We start from the raw sequence: 25,676 nt of genomic DNA on the forward strand, positions 1-25,676 counted from the left end.
AGTGCGATCCCATTGCACCCGATGACGTTCGGGATGATTTTGGGGCGATCGTTCAGCGCTCTGAGGCACAACCCGAAGGTGCTGTTCGGATTCGCCGTCGCGGTGCAGTTCGGCATCACGGCCATCGCCGTCGTCGTGATCGTGCTCGTCGCGGGCTTCTCGGCCGCCCGCATCGCGAGCGTGCCGGCGGGATCGCCGGATCAGGGCCCGATCATCGCCGGGACCGTCGCGCTGGGCATCGTCGTCGGCATCGTGCTGACTCTGGCGAGCGTGGCGTTCACCTCGATCGTGCAGGGCCTGGTCGCCGCCGACGTGTCGTTCGCCGCCCTCGGGCGGAGGGCCCCGCTGCGCTCGCTGTGGTCGCGGGTTCGTCCCGCGTTCTGGCGGCTGTTCGCCTTCGCGCTGCTGCAGGGGCTCGCGGTGCTGCTCTGGATGCTCGCCATCGCCGGCGCCGCGATCGCGATCATGGCCGGCAGCGACTTCTCGGGCGGATCGATCGGTCTCGCCATCGGCCTGGTGGTTCTGCTCGTGCTGGCGAGCATCCCGCTGGTGGTCTGGCTGAGCACGAAGCTGCTGGTCGTGCCCGCGGCTCTGGTTCTGGAGCGGGCGCCGCTGGGCGCGGCGCTCGTGCGTTCGTGGCGTCTCATCCGCGGCCGCTTCTGGCCCGCCCTCGGCGTGATGTTCCTCATCGGCGCGATCATGGGCCTCGCCGCTCAGGTGGTGAGCGTGCCGGGCTCGATCCTCTCCGGCGTCCTCGGCGGCGTGATGGCGCCGTCCGGATCGCCGGATGAGAGCGAGGTGATCGGCTTCCTGGCGCTGACGATCCTGCCGCAGATCCTCGTGCTCGCCGTGCAGGCCATCACCCTCGTCGTGCAGGGCACGGGCGCAACTCTCATCTATCTCGACAGCCGCATGCGCTACGAGGGCCTCGACCAGACCCTGATCCGCTTCGTCGAGCGCAGCGCCCACGGCGCATCGGACGACGAGCTCGGCGACCCCTACGCGGTCGATCCGGCGCGCGCGGTGTCGAAGACTCCCCCGCCCAAGCAGCAGGCACCGGCGTACGCCGGGTACGCACCGAGCACTCACCCCGGCGAGCAGTACGGCACTCAGCCGTATGGGACTCAGCCGTACCCCGTCCAGCAGTACGGCGCTCAGCCCTACCCCGGCCAGCTGTACGGGACTCAGCCGTACCCCGTCCAGCAGTACGGCGCTCAGCCCTACGCCGGCCAGCAGTACTCCGGCCAGCCCTACCCCGGCCAGCAGCAGGCGGCACAGGGCCACCCCGGGCAGACGTATCCGGTGCAGCCGCCCGCCTCCGGCGCATCGCCCGCGTCCGGGCAGCTGCCGCCCTACGCCGCCCCGCCCCAGCCGCCGATGCCGCAGACCCCGAGCGCTGCGCCTTCGTCACCGCCGACCGCGTCCTCCTCCGACGACTGGGCCGCACCGGGCGGAGCCGGATGATCGCACTGCTCGCCGCCGCAGACGTGTTCGTGCCCGACGGCGACGAGGCGCGTCGTCGCGCGCAGGAGGAGCTGTCGAAGCCCGAGTACCAGGCGGCGAAGCCGAACTGGTTCGATCAGCTCGCCGCTGACGTCGCAGACTGGTTCTTCGGGCTGTTCGACGGCGACGGAACGGGCGCCGTCGCGCCTCTGGCGCTCACGATGATCACGATCGTCGTGGTCGCCGCGGTGGTCGTCGCCCTCCTCGTCTGGGGCAGGCCCCGCGCCTCCAGGGCGATGCGCGGACGCGCCGACCTGCTCGGCGAGAAGGACGACCGCTCGGCGGCGCAGCTGCGCACCGACGCGGAGCGCCGCGCGCGCGAGGGCGACTGGGACGGCGCGGTCGTGCTGCGCTTCCGCGCACTCGCCCGCGGACTGCTCGAGCGAGACCTCATCGACCCCGCCCCCGGCGCCACCGCACAGGGCATCGCTCGCGAGGCCGCGCCCGCTCTGCCGCAGCTCACGCAGACGCTGCACGAGGCGGCCACGCTCTTCGATGCGGTGCGCTATCTCGGAGCGCCCGCGAGCGAGGCCGACTACCGCACCCTCGCTGCCGCAGACGACCGCGTCCGGAACACCGCGCCACGCCTGACCGCCGATGCCGGGACGGTGCACGCATGAGCACGACCGACATCAGCACGAACAGCGCGGGCGCAGCCGACTCGAGCAACACCTCCCCTGCCGACGCTGCGGGAAGCACGGCCGCCGCACGGCGACCGGGCCGCCGCGGCAACGTGCTCGGCTGGGTCTTCGTCGTCGCCCTGCTGATCGGCATCGCACTGCTCTCGCTGCGCCTGGTCAGCACCGCTCCTCCGCTGGGCGGCGTGCTCAATCCCGAGTCGCCGGCGCCGGGCGGCGCGAAGGCGATAGCCGAGCTCGTGCGCCAGCAGGGCACCGAGGTGGAGGTGGTGCGCAGCCGCGCGGCGGCCGCCGCCGCGCTCGAGCCCGGCAGCGCGCTGGTGCTGGCCGACCCCGTCGCCCTCACCGACACCGCGGTACTCGACCTGATCGACGGGGCCGATCGCCTGATCCTGCTCAGCACGAGCGCCCGGATGCTCGAGCTGCTCGAGCTCGGCACCGGTGCAGGCGGACTCGGCGCCGTCGAGGCCGGCTGCGATCGCGCGGAGTTCTCCGACACGGGAACGGTCGAGGCCGAGCGCATGTTCGACCCCGCCGACGGCGTCGAGGGCTGCTTCCGGGGCTCGGACGGCGGCGCCGCCCTGTTGATCGCCGACCGCGAGGGAGCGCGCATCTCGTTCATCGAGGCGACCCGCATGCTCTCCAACCGTCATCTCGCAGACGACGGCAACGCCGCGCTCGGGCTCGCGCTGCTCGCGCAGACCGATCACGTGGTCTGGTACGTCGGATCGCTCGAAGACGGCGACCGGGTGGCCGATGCCCCTGCGACTCTGGGCGAGCTCACTCCGGCCTGGCTCACCCCGGCCATCCTGCTCCTGCTCGTCGCCGGCGTCGCCGCGATCTGGTGGCGAGGCGCGCGCTTCGGCCCGCTGGTCGCCGAGTCGCTGCCGGTGACCGTGCGGGCGTCCGAGACCATGCACGGCCGTGCCCGTCTCACCGCGAAGGCCGCGGATGCCGCGCATGCCGCCGCCGCGATCCGAGCGGGCACGCGCGCCAGACTCGCACAGCGCCTCGCCCTCAGTGCCCGGGCGACGGCCGTGGAGGTCGCCGACGCGGCATCCGATCGACTCGGAATCCCCCGGGGATCGCTGCACGATCTGCTCGGCGGCACCGCCCCCACCGACGACCGCGAGCTCGTCGAGCTCGCCAGACGACTCGCCGAACTCGAGACGGCGGTCGACGCCGCCCATACCGAAAGGAATCGCCCGTGAGCGACGAGTGCACCACCCCCACAGCCACGCTGGACGACGACGCGCTGCGCCAGGCGATGCACCGCGTGCGCACCGAGGTCGACAAGGCCGTGGTCGGGCAGGCCGGCACGGTCACCGGTCTGCTCGTGGCGCTGCTGGCGCGCGGGCACGTGCTGCTGGAGGGCGTGCCGGGCGTGGCGAAGACCCTCGTGGTGCGCAGCTTCGCCCGCGCCGTGGGGCTCGACACCAAGCGCGTGCAGTTCACCCCCGACCTCATGCCGGGCGATGTCACCGGCTCCCTCGTCTACGACGCCCGCACCGGCGAATTCGAGTTCCGCGCAGGGCCCGTCTTCACCAACATCCTGCTCGCCGACGAGATCAACCGCACGCCGCCGAAGACGCAGGCGGCCCTGCTCGAGGCCATGGAGGAGCGCCAGGTGTCAGCCGATGGCCTGAGCCGTCCGCTGCCCGACCCGTTCCTCGTCGCCGCCACGCAGAACCCCGTCGAGCACGAGGGCACGTACACGCTGCCCGAGGCGCAGCTCGACCGGTTCCTGATGAAGCTCGTCGTCGGCATGCCGGAGCGCGACGCCGAGGTCTCGGTGCTGCGCCTGCACGCGAGCGGATTCTCGCCTCGCCTGCTCACCGGGGTCCAGGCCGCCGTCAGCGCCGACGAGATCCGCGCGGCGCAGGATGCCGCGGCGCGGGTGCAGGTCAACGACGACGTGCTCGGCTACGTCGTCGACCTCGCCAGGGCGACGCGACACTCCCCCTCGGTCGAGCTGGGCGCGAGCCCCCGCGCCTCGACCGCGCTGCTGGCCGCCGCCAAGGCCTGGGCGTGGCTGAACGCCTCGACCGCGGTGACGCCCGACCACGTGCAGACCATGCTCATGCCGGTATGGCGTCACCGCCTGCAGCTGCGACCGGATGCGCAGATGGAGGGCGTCTCCGCCGACGCCGTGCTGCAATCCGTGGTGCAGCAGACTCGCGTGCCGATCTGACATGTTCGTCACCGCTCTTCTCGCCCCGCTGATCGCGCTGGGCGTCGTGCCGACGGCGCTGCTGAGCGTCGCCGGCGCGCCGCCGTGGGCGGTGTTCGGCGGCTGGGTGCTGCTGTGCGTCCTGCTCGTGACCATCGACGTCGTGACTGCCCCGAATCCGCGTTCGCTGATCGTCACTCGGTCGATTCCCGCTCGTGCACGGCTCGGCGAGCCGGTGCAGACCAGCGTCGCCGTGCAGAACATCGGCACGCGCACCCTGCGCGGGCAGCTCCGCGACGCCTGGCAGCCGACCGCGGGAGCCGGCGAGGAGCGCGTGCGGCTCAGTGTCCCCGCCGGAGAGCGTCGGCGCTTCGATGTGCCGCTGCGCCCGCGCCGCCGAGGCGAGCTGGTCAGCGAGTTCGTGGTGGTGCGCTCGCGCGGACCGCTGGGTCTTGCGGGACGGCAGGCGCGGCACGATGTGCGGGGGGCGCTGCGGGTGCTGCCCGCGTTCAGCTCGCGCAAGCATCTGCCCTCACGCCTGGCGCGGCTGCGCGAGCTCGACGGCAACACCTCCATCCAGGTCAGAGGCCAGGGCACAGAGTTCGACTCGCTGCGCGAGTACGTGCGCGGAGACGACATCCGCTCGATCGACTGGCGGGCCACCGCACGCGCCGGCACGACGATGCTGCGCACCTGGCGCCCCGAGCGCGACCGGCAGGTCGTCATCCTGATCGACACGGGCCGCACCGCCGCCGCCCGCGTGGGCGACGGCACCCGGCTGGATGCCTCGCTCGAAGCCGCTCTGCTGCTCTCCGCCCTCGCGGCTCGGGCGGGCGACCACGTCAACCTGCTCATGTACGACCGGGTGGCCCGCGCGCGCGTCACCGGCGTCGAGGGTGCGGCGCTGCTGCCGGCACTGACCGATGCGATGGCGCCCGTGCACGCACGCCTGGTCGACACCGACTGGGCCGGCGCCTTCGCCGCCATCCGCACGCTGACGACGCGACCGTCGCTGATCGTCGTGCTGACCGCACAGGATGCGGCCGAGACGGCGCGCGGATTCCTCGGCGCGTTCCCGACGGCCTCGCGGGCGACGACCGTGCTGGTGGGCTCGGTGACGGACGACGCGATCGCAGAGCTCGCCCGGCGACGGGAGTCGAGAGCCGACGTCTATCTCGCCGCGGCCGCCGAGCAGACCATGGCCGACGCGCAGGTCGTCGCAGATGCCATCCGGCGCGCGGGCGGCGAGGCGATCGCAGCCGATCCTGAGCAGCTCCCGCCGCGCATCGCCGATCGCTACCTCGAGCTGAAGGCAGCAGGTCGCCTGTGACACGCTGACCCGATGCATTCGCTTTTCTGACTGATTCAGAATAAGGTGGGGGCATGCCCCTCTCCGACGTCGCTGCTCAGCAGCGCCTGCGCGATGCCGGCCTGCGCGTCACCGTGCAGCGGATCCGGGTGCTCGAGACCCTCGCCGCGAGGCCCCACGCCTCGGCGGAGGTCGTCTTCACCGGCATCCGTGACGCGCTTCCTGGCATCGCGCTCGCCACGGTCCACGGCATCCTGAACGATCTCACCGACGCCGCCATCGTGCAGCGCGTGAATCTCCCCGACGTCGGCAGCGCCCTCTACGAGCTGCGCACCGACGACAACCATCACCACGTGCAGTGCGTGAGCTGCGGGCGCGTCGAAGACGTCGCCTGCGCGATCGGCGCCGCCCCCTGCCTGCACCCCTCTCACGACCACGGCATGCGAATCCTCGAAGCCGCGGTCACCTACCGAGCCCTCTGTCACGAATGCGAAAGGAACGGCAATGGCTGACAAGCCCGCAACCACCACACAGACAGGAACGCCCGTCGCAAGCGATGCGCATTCGCTGACCGTCGGCGCCGACGGCGTCACCGCGCTGCACGACCGCTACCTGGTCGAGAAGCTCGCATCGTTCAACCGCGAGCGCGTGCCGGAGCGCAACCCGCACGCCAAGGGCGGCGGCGCGTTCGGCGAGTTCGAGGTCACCGAGGACGTCTCGGCGTACACCCGCGCCGCCGTCTTCCAGCCCGGCGCGAAGAGCGAGACGCTGCTGCGCTTCTCCTCCGTCGCCGGCGAGCAGGGCTCGCCCGACACCTGGCGCGACGTCCGCGGCTTCTCGCTGCGGTTCTACACCACCGAGGGCAACCTGGACATCGTCGGCAACAACACCCCGACCTTCTTCCTGCGCGACGCGATGAAGTTCCCCGACTTCATCCACTCGCAGAAGCGCCTCGGCGCGTCGGGTCTGCGCGACGCCGACATGCAGTGGGACTTCTGGACCCTCTCCCCCGAGTCGGCCCACCAGGTCACCTACGTCATGGGCGACCGCGGCCTGTCGCGCTCGTGGCGCCACCTCAACGGCTACGGCTCGCACACCTACCAGTGGGTCAACGCCGCCGGTGAGCGCTTCTGGGTGAAGTACCACTTCCTCTCCCACCAGGGCGTCGAGCGCATGTCGGCCGGCGAGGCCGAGCGCATCGCCGGTGAGGACGCCGACTACTACCGCCGCGACCTGTTCGAGGCGATCGAGCGCGGCGACTTCCCGAAGTGGGACGTGTACGTGCAGATCATGCCGTACGAAGAGGCCAAGACCTACCGCTACAACCCCTTCGACCTCACCAAGACCTGGTCGAAGAAGGACTACCCGCGCATCAAGGTGGGCACGTTCACGCTGAACCGCAACCCGCAGAACTTCTTCGCCGAGATCGAGCAGGCCGCCTTCTCGCCCGGCAACCAGGTTCCCGGCACCGGCATCTCGCCTGACAAGATGCTGATGGCCCGCGTGTTCTCGTACTCCGACGCGCAGCGGTACCGCATCGGCGCGAACTTCAACCAGCTGCCGGTGAACCAGCCGCACGCGGCCCAGGTGCGCAACTACATGCACGAGGGTCAGATGCAGTACCACTACGCCCCGGCCGAGCACCGGGTGTACACCCCGAACTCGTACGGTGCCGCAGGCGGCCCCGAGGCCGACCCGCTGCTCGGCGTCGAGGCGAGCTGGGAGTCGGACGGCGAGCTGGTGCGCTCCGCCGCCACGCTGCGCGAGGACGACGGCGACTTCGTCCAGGCGAGCATCCTCTACCGCGAGGTCTTCGACGACGAGGCGCGCGAGCGCTTCGTGCAGACCCTCGTCGGCCAGTACAACGGGCTGACCGTCCCCGCCATCCAGGAGCGCTTCTTCTGGTACTGGGGTCAGGTCGACCAGGACCTGGAGGCTCAGCTTCGGGCGCTCGCGGGCGCGCCGATCGGCGAGCCCGAGCCGATCGGCATCGGCGAGTAATCCCGCTCACGCGAACACGAGGCCCCTTCATCGCCGCGATGGAGGGGCCTCGGCGTGTGCCCGCCCGGCTCACCCGGTGATGCGGGATCATCGAAGGACGATCCGGCGCGTGGCCGGCATGATGAGGAGAGCCGGCATGACCGAACCCCGCACGTCCGTCGCAGCCGCGGCCGCTTCCCGTGGCGCCCGGCTGACCGCCGAGGGATTCGGCTCGTTCCTGATCGTCTTCCTCGGCGTGGGCGCGTCGCTGTTCACCGCCACGCTGTTCGCCGATCCCGGCGCGGGCTCAGCCGTGAATCTGACCGTGGCGCTCGCATTCGGCATCGCACTGCTCGCCGCCTTCAGCTCGTTCGCGGGGATCTCCGGCGGGCACTTCTCCCCTGCGGTGACCATCGGCGCCGCTGCCGCCGGCCGCCTGGCATGGCGCGACGCGCTGCCGTACGTGCTCGCGCAGGTCGTCGGCGCGGTGATCGCCTCGACGGCGCTCATCGTCGTGGGCCTGTTCGGCCCGGAGCGGTGGCTGGAGCGCGTGCAGGATGCCGGGTTCGCGAGCACGGGCTGGGGCACGCTCTCGCCGGGCGGGTTCGGGATGCCCGCGGTGATCGTCATCGAGATCATCCTCACCGCGCTTCTCGTGCTCGTCTTCCTCAGCGTGACCCACCCCGAGCGCCGAACCGCGGCGGGCGGTGTGGCGATCGGCCTCACCTTCGCGGCGATCCAGTTCGTCGCCATCCCGGTGGCCGGCGGCGCCGCGAACCCCGCGCGCGCGATCGCCACGGCGATATACGGGGGCATCGGCCCGCTCGCTCAGCTCTGGGTGTTCCTCGTCTTCCCCGGCGTCGCGGCGGCGGCGATCGGCATCGCGTACCGTGCTCTCTTCGATGGCACAGTCGAACCGGATGGCGGCGAGTCGGACGACGACTCCGGAGGGTGGTCCTCGCTCACCCAGCCGTGAGCGTCGGCGTGCCCGCCTCGTACTCGACGAGGTCGCCGCTCTCGCCCCGACGCGCTGCGCGCCTGCCGATGACGAGCATGTAGAACAGGAACGCGCCGAGCGCCAGCGCGCCGATCCCGATCTTCACGGGCCACGGCAGGTTCGAGCCGGTCACGAAGCCCTCTACCAGACCCGAGAGGAACAGGGCGAAGACCAGGCCGATCGCGACGGTAGCGAGAGCACGACCGCCGGCGGCCAGCGACTCAGCCCTGGTCCGCCGTCCGGGGGCTGCCCACGCCCAGAAGATGTGCAGGCCCGCAGCGGCCGCGACGAAGATGGCGGTGAGCTCGAGCAGCCCGTGCGGCAGGATGTGCAGCACCATGGTGTCGAGGTGTCCGTAGGCCGACATGACCGCGGCGGAGACGCCGAGTCCGAAGGCGTTCTGGATCAGCATCCACACCGGCCAGATGCCCGTCACGCCGAACAGCACGCACTGCATGGCGATCCACGCATTGTTGAGCCAGACCATCCCCGCGAACGACGCCATCGGGCCGTAGTAGTCTACGAAGTCCTCCTCGGCGTACTGCCGCAGCACATCGGGCGGCCCCAGCGTCGCGATCAGCGCAGGATCGGAGGCGATCCACGCTGTCGTGAGCGCCACCACGAGCACGAAGGAGATCGCGATGACAGCGGTGGTCCAGCGGATCCGGTACAGCGCCGCGGGCAGCTGCAGCGCGAAGAAGCGTGCGGCCTGCGCCAGCACGTTGTCGCCCGCCCCGGTGAATCGCAGCCGCGCAGCAGCGAGAATCGTCGACAGGTACGCGCCCTGCGGCGAGTCACCCACCGACGTCTTCAGCTCGGCGAGGTCGGCGGACGCGGCGCGATATCGCACGATCAGCTCGTCGACCTCTGCGCCGCTCAGGCGGCGTCTGCGGCTCAGCGCATCGAGCCGTTCCCATTCGGGGCGGCGGGCGTCGGCGAGGGCATCGGCATCCACCTGATTTACTGTACTCATGTCAGCCACGATCACCGATGAGCAGGAGATCCTGTCGGGCGAGGCCGTCGCCATCGACGTGCAGCCGGTCGGCTTCGTGCTGCGCGCCGCCGGCGCTCTGATCGATATGGCCATCGGGTTCGCCCTGTTCCTCGCCGTCACGTTCGTGCAGGTGTGGCTGATGACCGAGGGCCTGCTGACCGAGCACACCTTCCGCATCCTGATGATCTGCGCCGCCGTGCTGAGCTTTCTCGTGCTGCCGATCACCGTCGAGGTGGCCATGCGCGGCCGCAGCGTCGGCAAGCTCGCGGTCGGCGGGCGCATCGTGCGGGTCGACGGCGGGGCGATCACCTTCCGGCACACGTTCATTCGCGCCCTCGTGGGGGTGCTCGAGGTGTACATGACCTTCGGCGGGGCCGCCGTGATCACCGGTGCGCTCACCGCCCGCTCGCAGCGACTCGGCGACCTGGTCGCCGGAACCTACTCGCAGCGCGTGCGCACCCCCGCCCTGCCGTCGCATCAGCCGTACCTGCCGCCGTCGCTGCAGGGGTGGGCCGCCGTCGCCGACGTCGCGCGGATGCCCGATCGGCTCGCTCGGCGCATCTCGCAGTTCCTCGCAGGCGCTCAGCGTCTCTCACCCTCGGCACGAGCCAGCGTCGCGCACGAGCTCGCCCTCGAAGCGCAGCCGTTCATCTCGCCGGTGCCGGCGGTGTCTCCCGAGGAGCTGCTGCTCGGGGTGACCGTGCTGCGCCGCCGGCGCGAACAGCGCGCGCTCGCGCTCGCCGACGAGCGCGCCGAGCGCCTGAGCGGGCGGCGCATCGGGCTCTGAGCGCGTCGCCGCGATCGGCGCTCGTCAGTCCGTGACGAGCGCAGCGGCTGACGGTGCGGTCATCAGGGCGTGGTCATCAGGGGGGGCGCTCACGAGCGCAGCGCCTCGTGGCGGATCACCAGCCACCCGGCGGGCACCGACAGCCGATCGGCGTGCTGGGCGCACAGGTCGTGCGCGTGCGGGTCGCCACCGGGCCCGAGCGGACCGAGCGCGGCCATCTGGTCGCCGTAGTCGAAGGTGAGCGTCGCGATCGCCTCGCGCGCACAGGCGACCTTCGAGCACAGCCGTTCACCGACGGCCAGGTGCGCGTCGAGGCGCGATCCTCTGTCGCGTCGCGGCGCATCGTCGAGTCGGAGTCTGTCGTCCATCGCCTCCACACTATGACCGGGTCGTGCGAGCGGGGTGCAGCCGCGCGGCAGCGAATAGACTTTCGGCATGCCCGACCGACGCTCTTCCCCCGCACCCCGGCGCGGCACGCGTCACGGCCGCCACGGTCGACTCGGGCGCAGTGAGGTGGTCAGGCCGCCCCTGCCGCCGCTGGACGGGCGGCTCGACCGGTTCGAGATCACGGTCGGCAGCGCGGTCGAGTATCTTCGCGGCACCTGGGAGGAGCTGCGAGACGTGCGCTTCGAGATCGCCGCGATGCCCGCGCACGATCGCGCCGACGGCATCCCGCTGTGGCGTGCCGACCCTGCTGCGCAGCGGGTGACGCTGTACCGGGTGCCGATCGAGCGCCTGCTGCCGAAGGGACACGACGACGCGGCCCATCGCCGCATGGCCGTCGAGAGCGCCGTATTCCATGCGGCGGCCGAGTACGTGGGGCGCGAGCCCTGGGAGCTCGGGCCGGACGGCCGCGATCACTGATCGCTCGCGCGCGGACCGGACGGGCCCGACGGGTCGTCAGGGGTGCACGATGATCGGCTGCTGCGTCGCCGGCGGCGCCCACAGCGGCCAGCTTGCGATCGCCGCGTCGCCGAGCAGGCCGACCGCGGCGTGAACCGCCCTGTCGGCGGTGAGCAGATGCTCGCCGGGCTGCAGCGAGACCTGCTCCACGCCGTTCGGCGCCAGCTCGACCGTTCGCTCGTCGACGCCCTCGAGGGTCACCGTGGCGGTGCTGTCCTCGGCGTTGCTGAGGTACAGCGTCGCCGCCGCACCACCGGGAACGCTGAAGGGCACGGTGCCGGTCAGCTGCGGGGCGGGCAGCATCCAGGCGAAGTCCTCGCGCCCGTCGGCACGCACCGTCTGACGCGCACCGGCGACGACCTGCGCGGTCGCATCGATCTCGATGTCGTGCGCCCCCGCGCCCATCCCCGTCAGGGAGACCTCGGTGGGGGTCTCCGCGGTGAGATCGATCACGTACTCGTCGGAGTCGACCGTGCCGTCCGCGCCGCGCACGCGCACCGTCGCGGTGGCGTCTTCCCGCGGCGAGAGGATGCGCAGCAGGATGCCGGTCGAGTCGTCTCCCTCGGAGATCGGCTGCGACTGGGCGCCCAGCAGGCGCAGGCTGCGCTGCGCGCCACCGACGCCGTCCTGCACGTCGATGCCGACCGCGTCGAGCGTGCGCACGTGCGCCGACTGCAGCGCTGCGCGCACGGGCGCTCCGGCTGCGATCACCTCGATGACCGGACGCGGCTCGGCACCCGCGACGGATGCCAGCGTCAGGGTGGTCTGCGTCTTCGGCGGAACGATCTTGGTGGTCGTCTTGCGCTGGGCGCCGTAGACGTTCAGCTGAACGGTGGAGGGGACGTCGGCGGGGTTGGAGAGCAGGATCAGGTCGGACGATCCCGTCGACCCGTCGCCGCCGACCAGCCATGAGCTCATCCCCGGCTCGCGGCACGGCGCGGCGGCGAATCCGCGCAGATCCTCTTCGTCGAGGCTGACCGCTTCCGATGCGGAGATCAGCGGCGCGGTGCGATCCGCGACGGCCGCCGTGATGCTCTGCGCGCCCTCGCCGCCCAGCACGTTCGGCATCGCCAGGTCGGTCGTGGTCGTCTCGTGCTCGCGCGCGTCGATCCGCACCGTGGGGGCGGCCGCCGAGACCAGCGACTCGGCCCGGCTGGAGTCGCGCCCCAGCGCACGGAAGGCTCCGTTGCACACGATCGTCGCATCGCCCGGCACCGGGGTGACCGTCGCGGCGGCGGGCTCGTTCTGCACACTCGGCCACGGCGTGGCGACCGCGGCGACGACGCCGAGAACGCATGCCGCGGCGACGACCGCCCCGGTGGCGAGCCTGGCGCCGGTGGCCGCGAGGCGGATCGTGCTCTGCTTCATCGGCTGTTCTCCTCGGCGGCGGGATGCGGAGTCGCCGTTGCCGCGGTGGGCGACACGACTCCGGCGGGTTCGGGCTGACGCTCCCGGGCCGATGGGTCGGACTGGGCGGGGCGTGCGTCGTCGTCAGCGGCGTCGCCGTCGCGCGCATCGGCGACCTGCGCACCGGAATCCTGCGCACCGGAACCCTGCGCATCGGAACCCTGCGCATCGGCATCAGATGCAGCGGCATCGCCATCCGCCCGTCGCGGGGCGATCGGCTCGTCGAGTGAGCGGCCGACGACACGCGAGCGAGCGCGAGCGGCTCGACGCGACGCGCGCGTCGGGATCGACAGCAGCACGGCGGCCAGCACGACGATGAGCTGGCCCAGCCCGATGAGGTTGCCGAGGGCGTTCTGCGCATGCGAGGGCTGTGCGCGCTCAGCGGGTGTCGTGGCCGTCTGCCACAGCATCCCGTTGGGGGTGTCGCCCGCCTTCACGAAACCGGCGCGCTGGTCGATCGCCGTGATCGCGGTCTCGCTCATGCGGCGAGCCTGATCGCTCTGGCCGGGGAGCGAGGAGAGCAGCACGAAGCCGATCCCGCGATCGGTGAGCGCCGCCGCGGCATCGAAGTCGCGCGCCGAGAGCAGGTCGACCGCGTCAGCGGCGAGAGAGTCGTCGCGCACACGCGTCGCAGTGGTGAGCATCGTGCTCTGTGCACTGAGTGTGGCGCTGGGGCCCCACACCACCTGGGTGGCGAGGGAGCCGTCGTTGAGGGGCGTCATGACGAGCGTGCCGCTGTCGGCGTCGTCGGAGGCGTGGGCTGCGACCAGAGCCGGCAGCGTGCTCATGGCTCCGTTGCGGATCTGCGCCTCACCGAGGTTGACCGCGAGCAGGCCTGGCACAGCGCACACGAGCACCCCGACGCCGGTGACGAGCGCCGCTGCGGAGCGCAATGCGGGCACCGCCACGACCGTGTCGAGGGTGACCAGCGCAGCGCCGACTGCACCGAGCCACGCGAAGCTGAGTCCGGTTCCGGGCCAGATGGCGACGGCCTCGCCCTGGGCGAACGACACCTGCACGCCCACCGCGATCATCGCCGTGACGAGTCCGGCCATCGTGGTCGCGAGAAGGGCGAAGCCCGCGCGCCACCGCGGAGAGAGCGCCGAGGTCAAGGCGAGCACCGCCACCGGCAGCAGCAGCAGGAAGGCGAACGGCGCGAAGCTGCCGCCCAGCAGCCACTCCCACCCGCCGCGGTCGGGCGACGGGAAGCCCTGAGCGATGAGCAGGCGTCCTGCGGCGTCCGAGGCCGCCTGGGCGAGGGGCGCGACGGCGCCGGGGTCGGCCAGCAGCGCCCACGGTTCGCCGTGGCGTAGCTGCCAGTAGACCAGGGGCGCGAACAACGCGGCCGCGGGGATCAGCAGCCAGAACACGCGCACGGCTCCGCGCACCCGGCCGGCGGCGAGCATCGCCATCACCGCCAGGCCCCAGAGCGCGACGACAGCCGGCGCGAGCGACGGCGCACAGGCGAGGGAGGCTGCCGCGAGCAGGGATGCCGCTCCCGCCGCTCCCCAGGATCGGTGCGCCACGGCCGCGGAGTGGAACAGCCAGGGCAGCAGCAGGTGCAGCAGCACCGCCGCCGGTCGGCCCTGCACGAGAGCGGCGAGGAACGTGGGAGCCAGCGCCCACAGCACGCCGCCGAGGATCCGCAGGCCGGCACGGTCGGTGATCCTGGTCGCGGCGAACCACCCGCCGAGCACCGCGAGCGGAAGGGCACCCAGCCAGAGCAGCACGACCGCGAACGACGGCGAACCCGGCCACAGGGTGCCGAGCACCGCGAGCACAGCCGCGAACGGGTCTGCCGGTCCGATGATGCCGGGGCCGAGATCGCGCAGACCCCAAGCGGCGTCGTTCCAGAGGTCGGCGACCGCCTGCTGCATGGGAAGAAGCTCGCCGCCGCCGATGCTGGGCCAGGCGAGCAGCGGGAAGAACGCGGCGATGCTGACCACGAGCGCCGCGAGCACCGCCCACGCACCCCCGCCGCTGAAGAAGTGCAGCTCACTGACCGCGCCGCGCTCGCTGCCGTGCCCGTCATCGAGGCGGTGCCGCAGCTGGGTCCGCGTCACGCGAAGCGGAGCGATCCCGGCCCACGACGCCGTGCGGAACGAGCGGATCGCGCGTCGTGAGCGCGCCACTGCCGGCACCGCCAGCATGGCGGCCAGGGCCGCTCCCCATTCGGGGGCGACAGCACCCGGCCGCTTGCCGATGAGGTGCACGATCGACCGCCAGAGGGCCAGCGGCAGCAGGCTCAGCCAGTGCAGCGGAACAGCGAAGGCCGGCGCGTAGGCCAGGCGCCGGTGCAGCTGGGCGCGACGGGTCGCCCACGTGCGCGCGGCTTCTCTCTGCGGGAGTGCGGCGACGCCGTCGGGTCGCACGCCGATGCGCGCCTTCGGCACGAGCACGATGCGTGCGCCGCCGAGCCGGGCGCGCACGCCGAGGTCGAGACCCTCATCGGCGCCGCCGAGACCGGGATCGGGCCGCAGCACGACGGGCGCGGCTCCGCGGATGAGTATGCCGCGCACGTCTGCACCGAGGGCGTCTTCGGCGGCGTCGTGCTGCCCCTGATCGAGTTCGTCGGCGGCGAGCTCGACGGCTCTGCCGAACCGACTCATGCTCACGCCCATCGACACGATCTCGCGGTCGTCGTCGTATCGCACGAGCTTCGGGGCGGCGAGAGCGGCCGACGGCGAGCGCTCGAGCGAACCGGCGAGAAGCTGCAGCGCCTTGCGCCGCGGCCTCGAGTCGTGGGTGAGCATCCACACCGAGCTGCCACTCGCCACGCGCGGCTGCGCCAGGGCGACGGCTTCGGCGAACGTCGTGGTCGCCCGCGCCTCGATGATCGCCTCGACGCTGTGCCCGATGCCGTCGATGGCACGCACCTGGGCACCGCTGCCGAGCACCACGACGGTGACGGCGTCAGGCGGGGTCGTCTGAGCGCGGAGGGCGTCGAGGGTCTCGCTGAGCTGTGCTGCTGCGGAGTCGCCGGTGCGTGCGACGACGATGGCGTGTACTCGGGATGGCATGGCAGAGACAGCCTAGACAGGCATCCGCGGGGCGCCGATCATCGACCTCGGCGTGCCCGCGAAGCCGTCAGCTCGCGCGGCGCTTGAGCTTGCGGCGCTCGCGCTCGCTGAGACCGCCCCAGATGCCGAAGCGCTCGTCGTTGCTGAGCGCGTACTCGAGGCATTCGCCCCGCACGTCGCACGATGTGCAGATGCGCTTGGCGTCGCGCGTCGAGCCGCCCTTCTCGGGGAAGAACGCCTCGGGGTCGGTCTGCGCGCACAGCGCGTCGACCTGCCAGGCGAGCGCGCCATCATCTTCGGCGTCAGCCCGGCGTACTCCGGGTACGCCGAGGTTCACTGGATCGACGAACCAATTCTCGGGAACGTCTGACCGGTAACCCGTCATCTCGATCTCCCAACCCTGCTTGTGCCCCCTCCGGGCCGTGCACCACTAATTACACCCGTGTCATTCGCTGCGGTCAAGTCGCGGATCGTAAACCCTCAACGGGGCGTTTAAGGTTCATTGAACGCCCATCGGCGTGTCGCGCCGGTGTACGCGAGCACGGTTAGAGGCGAGTGCGAGCGAGGCCGGGCGCGGTAGCCTGAACCCGATGGCCGTGTACAGCAAGCATCCCGTGGCCCCTCGCCCCGCGGCGCCGCCCCGCGAGACGACCGGGCACCTGCTGGTGCGCGCGTACAGCGTCCTGGCTCTGTTCTGCGTCTTCGCGCACACGGCCGTGTACAACACCTTCGGGGCGCTCGGATCAGGCATCCTGCTCGTCCTGCTCACGGCTGGCGCGCTGGCCATCTGGGTGCCGGAGGTCGTCGCGCAGCGTCCCACCCGCTTCCCCTGGCGCCGACTGCCGTGGGCGGCACTCGGCTATGCGGCCCTGGCCCTGGCATCCTCCCTCTGGTCTCGCTGGCCCGCCGCCACGCTGCTGACCTGGTCGCTGCTGGCCGCCATCACCGTTACCGCGGTGCTCATCGCGACCACCCTTACCTGGAACGAGATCGCCCGCGCGATCTCGACCGCACTCAAGCTGATCCTGGGGCTCTCCCTCGCTATCGAACTATGGGTCGCGCTCGTGCTGCGCCACCCGCTGCTGCCGAACTTCGTCGATCTGCCGGAGGGGAAGATCGACCCCCACCTCTACTGGGTGCGCGGCAACCTCTTCGACGACGGCCGGATCCAGGGGGTCGTCGGCAACGCGCACACCCTCGCGATGATGTGCCTGTTCGCGCTGATCGTGTTCGCCGTGCTGTACGCGACGCAGGTGCGACGGCGCACCATGCTGATCTTCTGGGCTGTGCTCGCCGTCGTGCTGCTGGTCAAAGCCGCGTCGGCCACGGTCTACCTGAGCATCGCGGTCGTCGTGGCGGTGCTGGCCGCCGTGATGCTGATGCGTGCCGCGACGCCCCGGGGGCGCGGCCGGCTGTACCTGCTCTTCGCCGCTGTCGCCGTCGTCGGCGTCGGGGGCGCGGTGCTGCTGCGCGATCAGCTCCTGTCGGCGCTCGGCAAGGGCTCGGATCTCACCGGGCGCATCGAGATCTGGCAGGCGGTGTGGGAGCGTGCCATCACCCGGCCCGTGTTCGGCAACGGCTTCTCCTCCCCCTGGGTTCCCTGGGATCCGGCGTTCGACGGCTGGATCGTGAACCACGGGCTCAGCGTCTTCCACGCGCACGACATGTGGCTCGACGTGTTCCTGCAGCTCGGCGTGGTCGGCGTCGTGCTGATGGCGGTCGCCTGGCTGGCGCTGCTGTGGCGGGCGTGGTTCTTCGCCGTCGACCGGCCACGGTGGGATCTCGACGCCGGTCGCCCCTACTCCCCCCTGTCGCTGCTGCCCGTGCTGTTCACGGCCGTGCTGCTCGTGGAGGGCCTCGCCGAATCGGCGCCGATCATGCTGTGGGGCTGGCTGCTGCTGATCCTGCTCTCGTTCAAGATGAAGGCGGTGCCGCTCATCGGCGTGGGGGTCGGCGAGCGCACGCCGCTCATCTCGCACGGCCCGCAGCCGCGGCAGGTGCCATGACGCCGCGGCGCTTCGTCGTCTCGCTGCTGGGTTCGGCGCTGTTCGCCCGCGCCTACACGCTGACCTCGCTCACCGCCGTCTTCTCGTCGTTCCTCATCGAGCGGATGATGTCTCCGGTGAGCCTCACGACCATCATCGGCGCCCTCGCCGTGATCGGCGCCGCGGTGCTGGTCGTGCGCCGCGAGGAGCTCTCGCTGCTTCGGCTCGCACCGACGTCGCTGCTCGGCTTTCTGCTGCTCGCTCTGCTGAGCGTGCTGTGGTCTTCGGATCGCGGGGGCACGGTCGCCGGCTGGTTCACCCTGCTCGGCTACGCCGTCATCGCGATCACGATCGGACACGTGCGCGACACGCTGCAGACCGTGCGAGCCATCGGCGACACGCTGCGCTGGCTGCTGAGCCTGTCGCTGGCGCTCGAGATCGTGTTCGGCATCCTGCTCGACACCCCGTTCCGCCTGCTGGGCATCGAGGGCTCGCTCGCGGTCGGCGGCCCGGTGCAGGGCATCTTCGGCACCCGGAACATGCTCGGCTTCATTGCGGTGATCGCCCTGATCACGTTCGTGATCGAATGGCGCACGCAGTCGATCGGTCGCGTCGCGGGCGTGCTGTCGGTGGCGCTCGGCGGGTCGCTCGCGCTGTTCTCCGCCTCGCCGACCGTCGTGGTGCTCGCCGCAGCCGTCGGTGTGGCAACTGTCGCGCTCGTGATCGTGCGACACACCCCCGCCCACCGCCGCAGCGCCGTCCAGGTGGCGCTGGGAGGGCTGGTGGTCTTGGGGCTCATCGTCGCATTCGCGCTCCGGCACCAGATCATCCGTCTGCTGGATGCCGGCTCCGACTTCTCGACCAGGGCCGACCTGTGGAACATGATGCTCGACTTCATCGCGCAGCGGCCGATCACCGGTTACGGATGGTTCGGGCCGTGGCCGCGGGGCGAGTACCCGTTCACGTACATCAACTTCCTGCTGTCGGATCACCACCAGTCGGCGCTCAACGCGTACTTCGACCTGCTGCTGCAGCTGGGCTGGGCGGGGCTCGCGCTCTTCGTCGTGCTCGGCGGGGTCGCCCTCGTGCGCTCGTGGCTGGTAGCGAGCGTGCGCCGCTCGGTCGTGTACGCGTGGGCGCCGCTCGTGCTCGTCACGCTCGGGGTGGAGTCGATGTTCGAGAGCTTCGCTCTCACCTCGACGGGCTGGCTGCTGCTCGTGCTCTGCGCCCTGCGGGCCGGGCAGACCAGGTCGTGGCGGGAGAGCATCGACGCGGCCCACACCGGCGCGATCCCGGCGCTCGGGTCGGAGCGCCCTCCGCTCCCGGGCGCCACAGGATCATGAAGATAGACTGTGATCCCGTGACCCCCGTGACAGAATCCCTGCCCATCCGCACCCGCTCGGAGAGCTGGGCATGACCGGCAGCGCGTTCGATCCGTCCACCGCGTCGATCGTCATCGTCACGTACAACCGCTCGCATCTGCTGAGCGGGCTGCTCACCAGCATCCGGTCGATGGATCCGAAGCCCGGCCGCGTCGTGGTCATCGACAACGCATCGGCGGACGACACGACCGAGGTCGTCGACTCCTTCCGCGACGACATCGGCACCGAGATCGTCTACCGCCGCCTCGAGACCAACACCGGCGGCTCCGGCGGCTTCAGCGAAGGCATGCGCACAGCGTACGAGCTGGGATCCGAATGGATCTGGATGATGGACGACGACGTCGAGGTGCTGCCGGACGGCCTCGCGAAGATGGGTCGCTGGTCGCGGCGCTTCAAGAGCATCCAGGGCCGGCGCTACGACTACGACGGCAGCGAGTTCTACTGGCAGTACCGCATCGCCGACCGGATGGGCATCCCGATCCCCTTCGCTCCGTCGAAGTTCGACTCGTCGGGTTTCAAGGAGATGAACAGCGGATGCTTCGAGGGCATGTTCATCCATCGCTCGATCGTCGCGCAGATCGGCCTGCCCGACCCGCGCTTCTTCATCTACTGGGATGACCAGATGTATGGCTGGCTGGCATCACGCCTGACCACTGCCGTCATCGTCGACGAGTTCGTGCTGCGCCGCACGCGTGAGATCAAGCAGTGGGACATGGGCATCCGGCACATGAACGCGTCGAGTAACGCGTACCGCTACTACATCATGCGCAATCGCGCATATATCAAGCACTACTACCGGGTGCACGGGGCGTACAGCCCGGTGCTGTTCGGCCTCGGCACCACGGCGACGTTCTTCAAGGAGCTGATCCGGCTGCTCTTCGTCGAGCGGACGGTACGCGGCACGAGCAACCTGTTCCGCGGCCTGCGCGACGGCGGACGGATCGGCCGCGACCGCACCTGGCAGCCCATGCCGACACTGGAGGCACGATGAGCGAGCAGCAGCCCGAGTACGTGTGGGCGTATCCGGATGAGAAGCCCAAGCGCGGCCGCACCTGGCTGATCGTCGGTCTGGCGGTGGCTGCGGTCGTGATCGCGGCGCTGGTGTTCTGGCTGTTCCTGCGGCCCGGTGCGCCGCTCGCGAGTGCGACCGCGACGCCGAGCGCGACGCCGTCTGCGAGCGTTTCGCCCTCGGCGTCTGCTTCTGCAACGGAGTCCGCGACTCCTTCTGCGGCGCCGTCCGAGGCGCCCGAGCCGTCGATGACGCCGGTGACCACACCTCCCCCGCCGGTCGACCCGAGCATGGATGCGTTCCGTGGCCAGGTCGGCGGCTGGCTCGATGATGCGCTGACCGGACTCGACATCGTCGCGGACAGCAAGGGGTCGGACGCTGTGCCGGTCGTCGACAACCTCAGGGACGACGCTCAGCGTCTCGCGGAGGTACCCGCGCCGTCTTCGATCAGCTCCGACTGGAGCGAGGCGGTGTCGGACTACAGCGGACGCCTGACCGAGCTCAGGAAAGCGGTCTCGTCGGGATCGGACGTTTCAGTCGATGCTGCACGCGTTTCCGCTAAGCGCCTGCGAGACCTGGTCGGGCTGTGATCAGCACGCCATGAGAGTGTGACATGCGACGCCAAGGTGCTCCCGAGCGGAGTGATCAGCCGGCGTTGTGATCGGCGTTGTAACGCTCGAGCACGTCTCCGATCGATGCATCGAGTACGAGCGCACCCTTGTCGAGATACAACCCGCGCTTGCAGAAGCGCCGTAGATCGCGCTCATTGTGGCTCACGAAGAAGAGGGTGCGTCCCTCAGCGAGCAGCTCATCGATTCGCTTGTAACACTTGTCTCGGAATGCTTTGTCTCCAACGGCGAGCACCTCGTCGACCAGCAGGATGGGCTCGTCGAGCTGAGAGACCACGGAGAAGGCCAGACGGACCTTCATTCCGTTCGAGAGGTGTTTGTACGGCGTGTCCTGAAAATCAGTCAGCTCGGCGAACTCGATCATCTCGTCGTAGCGCTTCGTGACCTCGGCGCGCGACATGCCGTGGAGGCCCGCGGTCATCCGCACGTTCTCGCGGACCGTGAGGTCGCCGACGAATCCACCGGTGAGCTCGATCAGGGGCGCGACGCCGCCGTGCACGGCGACCTGTCCCTCGTCGGGAAGAAGCACGCCGGCGACGAGGCGGAGCAGGGTCGACTTGCCCTGGCCGTTTCGGCCGACCACGCCGATCGACTCCCCCGGCTGCACGGTGAAGCTCACGTCACGCAGGGCCCAGAACTCGCCGGGCCGGGAGCGACGGGATGCTCCGGCGAAGAGGTCCTTGAAGCTGCGGCGGCCGCGGCGGTTGCGCCGGAAGTGCACGCCGAGGTCCTTCACCTCGATTGCTGCGGTCATCACAGCTCCTTCAACACGGGGCGCTCGAGCGTCCGGAACACCCACACGCCCAGCGCAAGGATCATCAAGCTCATCACCGCGCTGATCACCACGGTGAGCGCGTTCCACTGATCAGGGAAGAAGGCCATCCGGTACAGCGTGAAGATGCCTGCGAGGGGGTTGAAGGCACCGATCACATCGAACGGTTCAGGCAGGTTCGAAACGCTGTAGATGATGGGGGTCGCGTAGAAGAGCGCCCGCAGGATTAGTCCGGTCGTGCGTTCGAGATCGGCGTACAGGGCGCACAGCGGTGCCACGAGCAATCCGAGCCCGACGAGGAGGATGATCTGCAGCACCACCGCCACCGGCAGCCACAGAATCCCCCACCCGATCTGCACGGTGTGACCCGAATCGCTCTCCGTGAGCAGGTTCACGACGACGAACAGCGCCATCACGGGCAAGGAGAAGAGGAACTCGATGCCTTTGCTCAGCACGATCCGGTTGACCCAGATCGAGCGGGGAATGGCGGTGGATCGAACCAGCCTGGAGTCGCGTTTGAAGGCCTTCGTGAAGTCCGATACGGAAGAGTTGAACCACACCCACGGCAGCAGGCCGCTGATGAGAAAGATGATGTACGGGTCCTCGCCGACGTCACGCTGGAACACCTGCGTGAACACGAACCAGTAGATCGCGCTCATCACCAGCGGGTCGAGCACCGACCAGAGGTACCCCAGCGCACTCGTGGAGTAACGGACCTTGAGGTCGCGCGCCGACAGCAACCACAGCGAATGAACGTACCGCTGCGGAGTGCCGGGCGCGCCGACGGTGGTCCTGCTCATATTTCCGTCAGTCGTCCTGACCCGACAGCTCGTTTCGCCACATCGAGAGCGCCGAGCCGATCGCCATGTGCATGTCGAGGTACTGGTACGTGCCGAGGCGACCGCCGAAGTGCACGCCCTGCTCGCCCTTGGCGAGCTCGCGGTATGCCAGCAGACCGTCGCGGTCCGCAGGCGTGTTGACCGGGTAGTACGGCTCGTCCTCGCGGTTCGCGAATCGCGAGAACTCGCGCATGATGACCGTCTTGTCAGACTCGAAGATTGCCTTGCGCTCCGGATGGAAGTGCTTGAACTCGTGGATGCGGGTGAACGGCACATCCAGATCGGGGTAGTTCATCACGCTCGTGCCCTGGAAATCACCCACATTCAGAACCTCCTGCTCGAAGTCCAGCGTGCGCCAGCTCAGCTCGCCCTCGGCGTAGTCGAAGTAGCGGTCAACGGGACCCGTATAGACAACCGGCAGCTGTCCCACCGTGTCGCGCTTGTTCAGCGGCTGAGTCTCATCGAAGTAGTCGACATCCAGCTTCACCTCGATGTTCGGATGATCAGCCATCCGCTCCAGCCACGCGGTGTAGCCGTCGGTCGGCAGCCCTTCCCAGGTGTCATTGAAGTAGCGGTTGTCGTAGGTGTAGCGCACCGGGAGCCGGCTGATGATGTCCCCGGAGAGCTTCTGCGGGTCGGTCTGCCACTGCTTCGCGGTGTAGTCGCGGAAGAACGCCTCGAAGAGCGGGCGTCCGACGAGGGCGATGCCCTTCTCCTCGAAGTTCTGCGCAGACTTCACGTCGAACTCCCCCGCCTGCTCCCTGACCAGCGCACGCGCTTCGTCGGGCGAATAGGCAGCGTTGAAGAACTGGTTGATCGTGCCGAGGTTCACCGGCATCGGATACACGACGCTGTTGTGGTTCGTGTAGACCCGGTGCACGTAGTTCGTGAAGGTCGTGAATCGGTTGACGTACTCCCACACCGTCGCGTTCGACGTGTGGAACAGGTGCGCACCGTACCGGTGCACCTCGATGCCCGTCTCGGGCTCGGCCTCACTGTACGCGTTACCGCCGATGTGGCGTCGCCGATCGATGACGGTGACCTTACGACCGGCTTCAGCTGCGCGCTCAGCGATGGTGAGGCCGAAGAAACCCGACCCGACGACGAGGAGATCCATGTTCCTGCTTTCTGCCCGATGAAGGCTCACGGATGCGCGGAACTGGCCGCGGCACACAGCAGTCCACTCTACCCGGGGCGTGCGGTGTGTCACCTGTCAAGCGGCGTTCACATCAAGTCGCTCTCCTGCCTCGAGCATTCGCTTCAGCATCGGCGCAAGCGTGCGGCCATACGTGCTGGACAGGTGGTTGTCGTCGATATAGACCGCTATGTTTCCTATGATGCCGCGGCAGACCCCGTCGGGGCAGAGCCAAGGGCGGAAATCCACCAGAGTAACGCCGGGGTTCTCCACGATCGCATTGAGCGCGTTCCCGCTCTCCAGGGCGACCTCGGGGACGCCGCAAGGCGCTGGGTTCTCGCCTGGCACAGCCTCCGATTCCGCGAGCGCGCACTCATACATGTTGAAGTCGAAGCGAGGGTTGTCTCTGACGGCGATCACCTCGATGCCCTGTGCTGTCAGAGCATCGATCACCACGTCGATGCCCTCCACCAGCACCTCCGGCGAGGCGGGCGTCGCGCGTGTCACGACGAGATAGACGGCATCCGGCTGAATGCGCAATGCATAGTCAACGGCGGCCACTCTCCACTCGTCGCAGGGAGGGCCGCTGCCCGACCACGAGGGGGCGCCGATGCCGATAGAGCATCCCCCCTTGAGAAGAGAAATCAGTTCCCATTCCTGCTCATCGGCTAGCGTGACGAGCGGTGACATGAGCTGCTGCGCATGGGAGTCTCCCATCACGAGCACGCGAGTAGTTGCGGGATCCTGGGCACCCGGCGTCTGTACGCAACTGCCTCTCAGCGCGGAGTCCGTGGGCTCCAGGGGTCCGGAGCACGAGAGCCCAAGGTCCACCCATTCGTCGTCAAGCGCGGTGGGAAGCGGTCTCAACGGCAGGTCGACGCCCGCAAGGTCTACGGGACCATCGACCTGCGCCGCGCCGGGGTAGCCCGCCGACTCGCTGGCCATCAACGTCGTCTCCTTCTGTTTGATCGCGAGCTGCCATGCTCCGAGGGGAACCGCGACGACCGCGACAGACGCGACGAGCACCATCGCTCCCAGCCGGGGCAGCCGGTCGAACGCTGGGGCAACACGGATGGGTTGCTCGACGAGTGCCGACACCAGGCGCGCCAGTATGAACGACAGTCCCACGATCCCCAGACCGGCGAGCCACCCCGGTTGCGAGCGCCCGCTCAGCACCATCCACGTCACCAGCACAGGCCAATGCACAAGATAAAGGGCGTAGGCGTCGCGGGAGACGTAGCGAAGAGCCGCAGACTCGAGGAACGCGGACGGCCCGCTTCGGACGCGGTCGACTCCCGCGATGATGACAAGCGCGGTGCAGCCGACCGGCCACAGCGCCAGATATCCGGGGAAGCCGCCCTGAACGTCGAGGACGACACCGCACAGCACGATCCCGAAGACCCCCACCCATCCGAGGATGGCTGCACTCCACCGCGGGATGCGCACGAACGGGAGCGCGAGCGCAACAAGCGAACCGGCGGCGAACTCCCATAAGCGTGTGCGGGTGTCGAAGTAGGCGAACGACTGAGCATGAGCAGTCTCGATGATCGAGAAAGCCAAAGAGCCGACGAAGATGGCGCTGAACACGAGCGCTAGCGCCGGGATGATGGCATACCGACGCTTTCGGAGAAACAGCCAGACGGCCGCGACGATCAACGGCCAGAGGACGAAAACCTGCCCCTGAACGGACAACGACCAGAAGTGCTGGAACGGGCTGGGTCTCACAGAATCCCGCGCGTAGTAGTCCACTTCGGAGAACGCGAGTGTCCAGTTCTCTACGTAGAAGAGGCTGGACCACCCCTCCGACCACACGCGAGGCCACTCCGTCTCCGGGTAGCTCAGAAACGCGACCGCGAGCACACCGGCGATCGTGACGGCCGCCGCCGGAAGCAGCCGGCGAAAGCGGCGGAGCCAGAACGCTCCGAGCTCGAGCGGCCGGTCGGATCTCACGCGCCGCACGAACGAGGCTGTGAGAAAGAACGCCGACACCATCAGGAAGACGTCGACGCCGCCCGAAACGCGACCGAGCCAGACGTGGTACACCACGACGAGGAGGATTGCGAGCGCCCTCAACCCATCGATGTCGGCACGGTAGCCGGGAGCAGTGGTCGCGTCTGGTGCGTTGTCGCGACCTCGAAGAGGATTGAGGTTCATAGCAGGTTGTCGTGACGTGTACGGGACCGCCGCAGTCATCCGGCGCGGCCGAGCCAACTTCCC

At 69.7% G+C, this 25,676-nt stretch carries 23 protein-coding genes; 14 read left to right on the forward strand and 9 right to left on the reverse strand.

What is annotated here, in order from left to right; genetic code table 11:
* Positions 1 to 21 precede the first annotated feature (21 nt).
* The 8 genes from PGB26_RS12810 to PGB26_RS12845 all read left to right on the forward strand — a co-directional run bounded on the left by PGB26_RS12810 (position 22) and on the right by PGB26_RS12845 (position 8,576).
* Complete coding sequence (locus PGB26_RS12810; protein WP_271638019.1) at positions 22 to 1,464, forward strand: hypothetical protein; 1,443 nt, start codon at positions 22 to 24, stop codon at positions 1,462 to 1,464.
* Complete coding sequence (locus PGB26_RS12815; RefSeq protein ID WP_271638020.1) at positions 1,461 to 2,123, forward strand: DUF4129 domain-containing protein; 663 nt, start codon at positions 1,461 to 1,463, stop codon at positions 2,121 to 2,123. Before PGB26_RS12810 ends, PGB26_RS12815 begins: the two co-directional genes overlap by 4 nt.
* Entirely contained in the window at positions 2,120 to 3,352 is a 1,233-nt protein-coding gene (locus PGB26_RS12820; RefSeq protein ID WP_271638021.1) for a DUF4350 domain-containing protein, read from the forward strand. The genes PGB26_RS12815 and PGB26_RS12820 overlap by 4 nt, the downstream gene beginning before the upstream one ends.
* A gap of 56 nt (positions 3,353 to 3,408) precedes the next feature.
* Positions 3,409 to 4,332 (forward strand): AAA family ATPase, encoded by a 924-nt coding sequence (locus tag PGB26_RS12825; RefSeq protein ID WP_271639672.1) that lies wholly within the window; start codon positions 3,409 to 3,411, stop codon positions 4,330 to 4,332.
* Position 4,333: 1 nt separating this feature from the next.
* Positions 4,334 to 5,641: a DUF58 domain-containing protein gene (locus tag PGB26_RS12830; RefSeq protein WP_271638023.1), complete on the forward strand. Its 1,308-nt coding sequence runs from the start codon at positions 4,334 to 4,336 to the stop codon at positions 5,639 to 5,641.
* Between the two features lie 53 nt (positions 5,642 to 5,694).
* Positions 5,695 to 6,132: a Fur family transcriptional regulator gene (locus tag PGB26_RS12835; protein ID WP_271638024.1), complete on the forward strand. Its 438-nt coding sequence runs from the start codon at positions 5,695 to 5,697 to the stop codon at positions 6,130 to 6,132.
* A complete protein-coding gene (locus PGB26_RS12840) occupies positions 6,125 to 7,621 on the forward strand; it encodes a catalase (RefSeq protein ID WP_271638025.1) in 1,497 nt (498 codons plus the stop codon). Before PGB26_RS12835 ends, PGB26_RS12840 begins: the two co-directional genes overlap by 8 nt.
* Positions 7,622 to 7,757: 136 nt before the next feature.
* Positions 7,758 to 8,576, forward strand: coding sequence for an MIP/aquaporin family protein (locus PGB26_RS12845; RefSeq protein ID WP_271638026.1), 819 nt, complete (start codon positions 7,758 to 7,760; stop codon positions 8,574 to 8,576).
* Here the strand turns inward: PGB26_RS12845 and PGB26_RS12850 are convergent.
* Positions 8,563 to 9,552, reverse strand: a complete 990-nt coding sequence (locus PGB26_RS12850) for a stage II sporulation protein M (RefSeq protein ID WP_271639673.1) — start codon at positions 9,550 to 9,552, stop codon at positions 8,563 to 8,565. The two genes, PGB26_RS12845 and PGB26_RS12850, sit on opposite strands and share 14 nt — an antisense overlap.
* A 16-nt stretch (positions 9,553 to 9,568) precedes the next feature.
* Between PGB26_RS12850 and PGB26_RS12855 the strand changes: the two genes are divergently transcribed.
* Complete coding sequence (locus PGB26_RS12855; protein WP_271638027.1) at positions 9,569 to 10,378, forward strand: RDD family protein; 810 nt, start codon at positions 9,569 to 9,571, stop codon at positions 10,376 to 10,378.
* Positions 10,379 to 10,467: 89 nt separating this feature from the next.
* On the opposite strand, the gene PGB26_RS12860 is transcribed toward PGB26_RS12855, so the two are convergent.
* Positions 10,468 to 10,746, reverse strand: coding sequence for a DUF3499 family protein (locus PGB26_RS12860; protein ID WP_442922988.1), 279 nt, complete (start codon positions 10,744 to 10,746; stop codon positions 10,468 to 10,470).
* A 67-nt stretch (positions 10,747 to 10,813) separates the two neighbouring features.
* Here PGB26_RS12860 and PGB26_RS12865 point away from each other — a divergent pair, with 67 nt between their 5' ends.
* Positions 10,814 to 11,242, forward strand: a complete 429-nt coding sequence (locus PGB26_RS12865; RefSeq protein ID WP_271638029.1) for a hypothetical protein — start codon at positions 10,814 to 10,816, stop codon at positions 11,240 to 11,242.
* A 36-nt stretch (positions 11,243 to 11,278) separates the two neighbouring features.
* Here the strand turns inward: PGB26_RS12865 and PGB26_RS12870 are convergent, their stop codons facing one another.
* From PGB26_RS12870 to PGB26_RS12880, 3 genes are all read right to left on the reverse strand, one after another.
* Positions 11,279 to 12,649, reverse strand: a complete 1,371-nt coding sequence (locus PGB26_RS12870; RefSeq protein ID WP_271638030.1) for a DUF5719 family protein — start codon at positions 12,647 to 12,649, stop codon at positions 11,279 to 11,281.
* A complete protein-coding gene (locus PGB26_RS12875; protein ID WP_271638032.1) occupies positions 12,646 to 15,708 on the reverse strand; it encodes a glycosyltransferase in 3,063 nt (1,020 codons plus the stop codon). The genes PGB26_RS12870 and PGB26_RS12875 overlap by 4 nt, the downstream gene beginning before the upstream one ends.
* 67 nt (positions 15,709 to 15,775) lie before the next feature.
* The gene (locus PGB26_RS12880) at positions 15,776 to 16,093 is read right to left on the reverse strand and encodes a WhiB family transcriptional regulator (RefSeq protein ID WP_101187161.1); all 318 of its coding nucleotides are present in this window, start codon (positions 16,091 to 16,093) and stop codon (positions 15,776 to 15,778) included.
* Positions 16,094 to 16,298: 205 nt separating this feature from the next.
* Here PGB26_RS12880 and PGB26_RS12885 point away from each other — a divergent pair, with 205 nt between their 5' ends.
* The 4 genes from PGB26_RS12885 to PGB26_RS12900 all read left to right on the forward strand — a co-directional run bounded on the left by PGB26_RS12885 (position 16,299) and on the right by PGB26_RS12900 (position 20,674).
* A complete protein-coding gene (locus PGB26_RS12885) occupies positions 16,299 to 17,714 on the forward strand; it encodes an O-antigen ligase family protein (RefSeq protein ID WP_271638035.1) in 1,416 nt (471 codons plus the stop codon).
* Complete coding sequence (locus tag PGB26_RS12890; protein WP_271638037.1) at positions 17,711 to 19,036, forward strand: O-antigen ligase family protein; 1,326 nt, start codon at positions 17,711 to 17,713, stop codon at positions 19,034 to 19,036. The genes PGB26_RS12885 and PGB26_RS12890 overlap by 4 nt, the downstream gene beginning before the upstream one ends.
* Before the next feature lie 70 nt (positions 19,037 to 19,106).
* A complete protein-coding gene (locus PGB26_RS12895) occupies positions 19,107 to 20,066 on the forward strand; it encodes a glycosyltransferase family 2 protein (RefSeq protein WP_271638039.1) in 960 nt (319 codons plus the stop codon).
* Positions 20,063 to 20,674: a hypothetical protein gene (locus PGB26_RS12900; protein WP_271638041.1), complete on the forward strand. Its 612-nt coding sequence runs from the start codon at positions 20,063 to 20,065 to the stop codon at positions 20,672 to 20,674. Before PGB26_RS12895 ends, PGB26_RS12900 begins: the two co-directional genes overlap by 4 nt.
* A 55-nt stretch (positions 20,675 to 20,729) precedes the next feature.
* Here the strand turns inward: PGB26_RS12900 and PGB26_RS12905 are convergent, their stop codons facing one another.
* The 4 genes from PGB26_RS12905 to PGB26_RS12920 form a co-directional block, all read right to left on the reverse strand.
* Positions 20,730 to 21,467, reverse strand: coding sequence for an ABC transporter ATP-binding protein (locus PGB26_RS12905; RefSeq protein WP_271638042.1), 738 nt, complete (start codon positions 21,465 to 21,467; stop codon positions 20,730 to 20,732).
* Positions 21,467 to 22,285 (reverse strand): ABC transporter permease, encoded by an 819-nt coding sequence (locus tag PGB26_RS12910; protein WP_271638043.1) that lies wholly within the window; start codon positions 22,283 to 22,285, stop codon positions 21,467 to 21,469. The genes PGB26_RS12905 and PGB26_RS12910 overlap by 1 nt, the downstream gene beginning before the upstream one ends.
* Before the next feature lie 7 nt (positions 22,286 to 22,292).
* The gene (gene glf / locus PGB26_RS12915) at positions 22,293 to 23,441 is read right to left on the reverse strand and encodes a UDP-galactopyranose mutase (protein WP_271638045.1); all 1,149 of its coding nucleotides are present in this window, start codon (positions 23,439 to 23,441) and stop codon (positions 22,293 to 22,295) included.
* 96 nt (positions 23,442 to 23,537) lie between these two features.
* Positions 23,538 to 25,613: an acyltransferase family protein gene (locus PGB26_RS12920; protein WP_271638046.1), complete on the reverse strand. Its 2,076-nt coding sequence runs from the start codon at positions 25,611 to 25,613 to the stop codon at positions 23,538 to 23,540.
* Between the last annotated feature and the right edge of the window lie 63 nt (positions 25,614 to 25,676).

Source organism: Microbacterium sp. nov. GSS16 (assembly GCF_028198145.1).
GTDB lineage: Bacteria > Actinomycetota > Actinomycetes > Actinomycetales > Microbacteriaceae > Microbacterium.

What these genes read in the sequence shown, in the direction of transcription:
- PGB26_RS12810 (WP_271638019.1), top strand. Translation starts at nt 22, where the DNA reads ATGACGTTCGGGATGATTTTGGGGCGATCGTTCAGCGCTCTGAGGCAC.
- PGB26_RS12815 (WP_271638020.1), top strand. Translation starts at nt 1,461, where the DNA reads ATGATCGCACTGCTCGCCGCCGCAGACGTGTTCGTGCCCGACGGCGAC.
- PGB26_RS12820 (WP_271638021.1), top strand. Translation starts at nt 2,120, where the DNA reads ATGAGCACGACCGACATCAGCACGAACAGCGCGGGCGCAGCCGACTCG.
- PGB26_RS12825 (WP_271639672.1), top strand. Translation starts at nt 3,409, where the DNA reads ATGCACCGCGTGCGCACCGAGGTCGACAAGGCCGTGGTCGGGCAGGCC.
- PGB26_RS12830 (WP_271638023.1), top strand. Translation starts at nt 4,334, where the DNA reads ATGTTCGTCACCGCTCTTCTCGCCCCGCTGATCGCGCTGGGCGTCGTG.
- PGB26_RS12835 (WP_271638024.1), top strand. Translation starts at nt 5,695, where the DNA reads ATGCCCCTCTCCGACGTCGCTGCTCAGCAGCGCCTGCGCGATGCCGGC.
- PGB26_RS12840 (WP_271638025.1), top strand. Translation starts at nt 6,125, where the DNA reads ATGGCTGACAAGCCCGCAACCACCACACAGACAGGAACGCCCGTCGCA.
- PGB26_RS12845 (WP_271638026.1), top strand. Translation starts at nt 7,758, where the DNA reads ATGACCGAACCCCGCACGTCCGTCGCAGCCGCGGCCGCTTCCCGTGGC.
- PGB26_RS12855 (WP_271638027.1), top strand. Translation starts at nt 9,569, where the DNA reads ATGTCAGCCACGATCACCGATGAGCAGGAGATCCTGTCGGGCGAGGCC.
- PGB26_RS12860 (WP_442922988.1), bottom strand. Translation starts at nt 10,746, where the DNA reads ATGGACGACAGACTCCGACTCGACGATGCGCCGCGACGCGACAGAGGA.
- PGB26_RS12865 (WP_271638029.1), top strand. Translation starts at nt 10,814, where the DNA reads ATGCCCGACCGACGCTCTTCCCCCGCACCCCGGCGCGGCACGCGTCAC.
- PGB26_RS12870 (WP_271638030.1), bottom strand. Translation starts at nt 12,649, where the DNA reads ATGAAGCAGAGCACGATCCGCCTCGCGGCCACCGGCGCCAGGCTCGCC.
- PGB26_RS12875 (WP_271638032.1), bottom strand. Translation starts at nt 15,708, where the DNA reads ATGCCATCCCGAGTACACGCCATCGTCGTCGCACGCACCGGCGACTCC.
- PGB26_RS12880 (WP_101187161.1), bottom strand. Translation starts at nt 16,093, where the DNA reads ATGACGGGTTACCGGTCAGACGTTCCCGAGAATTGGTTCGTCGATCCA.
- PGB26_RS12885 (WP_271638035.1), top strand. Translation starts at nt 16,299, where the DNA reads ATGGCCGTGTACAGCAAGCATCCCGTGGCCCCTCGCCCCGCGGCGCCG.
- PGB26_RS12890 (WP_271638037.1), top strand. Translation starts at nt 17,711, where the DNA reads ATGACGCCGCGGCGCTTCGTCGTCTCGCTGCTGGGTTCGGCGCTGTTC.
- PGB26_RS12895 (WP_271638039.1), top strand. Translation starts at nt 19,107, where the DNA reads ATGACCGGCAGCGCGTTCGATCCGTCCACCGCGTCGATCGTCATCGTC.
- PGB26_RS12900 (WP_271638041.1), top strand. Translation starts at nt 20,063, where the DNA reads ATGAGCGAGCAGCAGCCCGAGTACGTGTGGGCGTATCCGGATGAGAAG.
- PGB26_RS12905 (WP_271638042.1), bottom strand. Translation starts at nt 21,467, where the DNA reads ATGACCGCAGCAATCGAGGTGAAGGACCTCGGCGTGCACTTCCGGCGC.
- PGB26_RS12910 (WP_271638043.1), bottom strand. Translation starts at nt 22,285, where the DNA reads ATGAGCAGGACCACCGTCGGCGCGCCCGGCACTCCGCAGCGGTACGTT.
- glf (WP_271638045.1), bottom strand. Translation starts at nt 23,441, where the DNA reads ATGGATCTCCTCGTCGTCGGGTCGGGTTTCTTCGGCCTCACCATCGCT.
- PGB26_RS12920 (WP_271638046.1), bottom strand. Translation starts at nt 25,613, where the DNA reads ATGAACCTCAATCCTCTTCGAGGTCGCGACAACGCACCAGACGCGACC.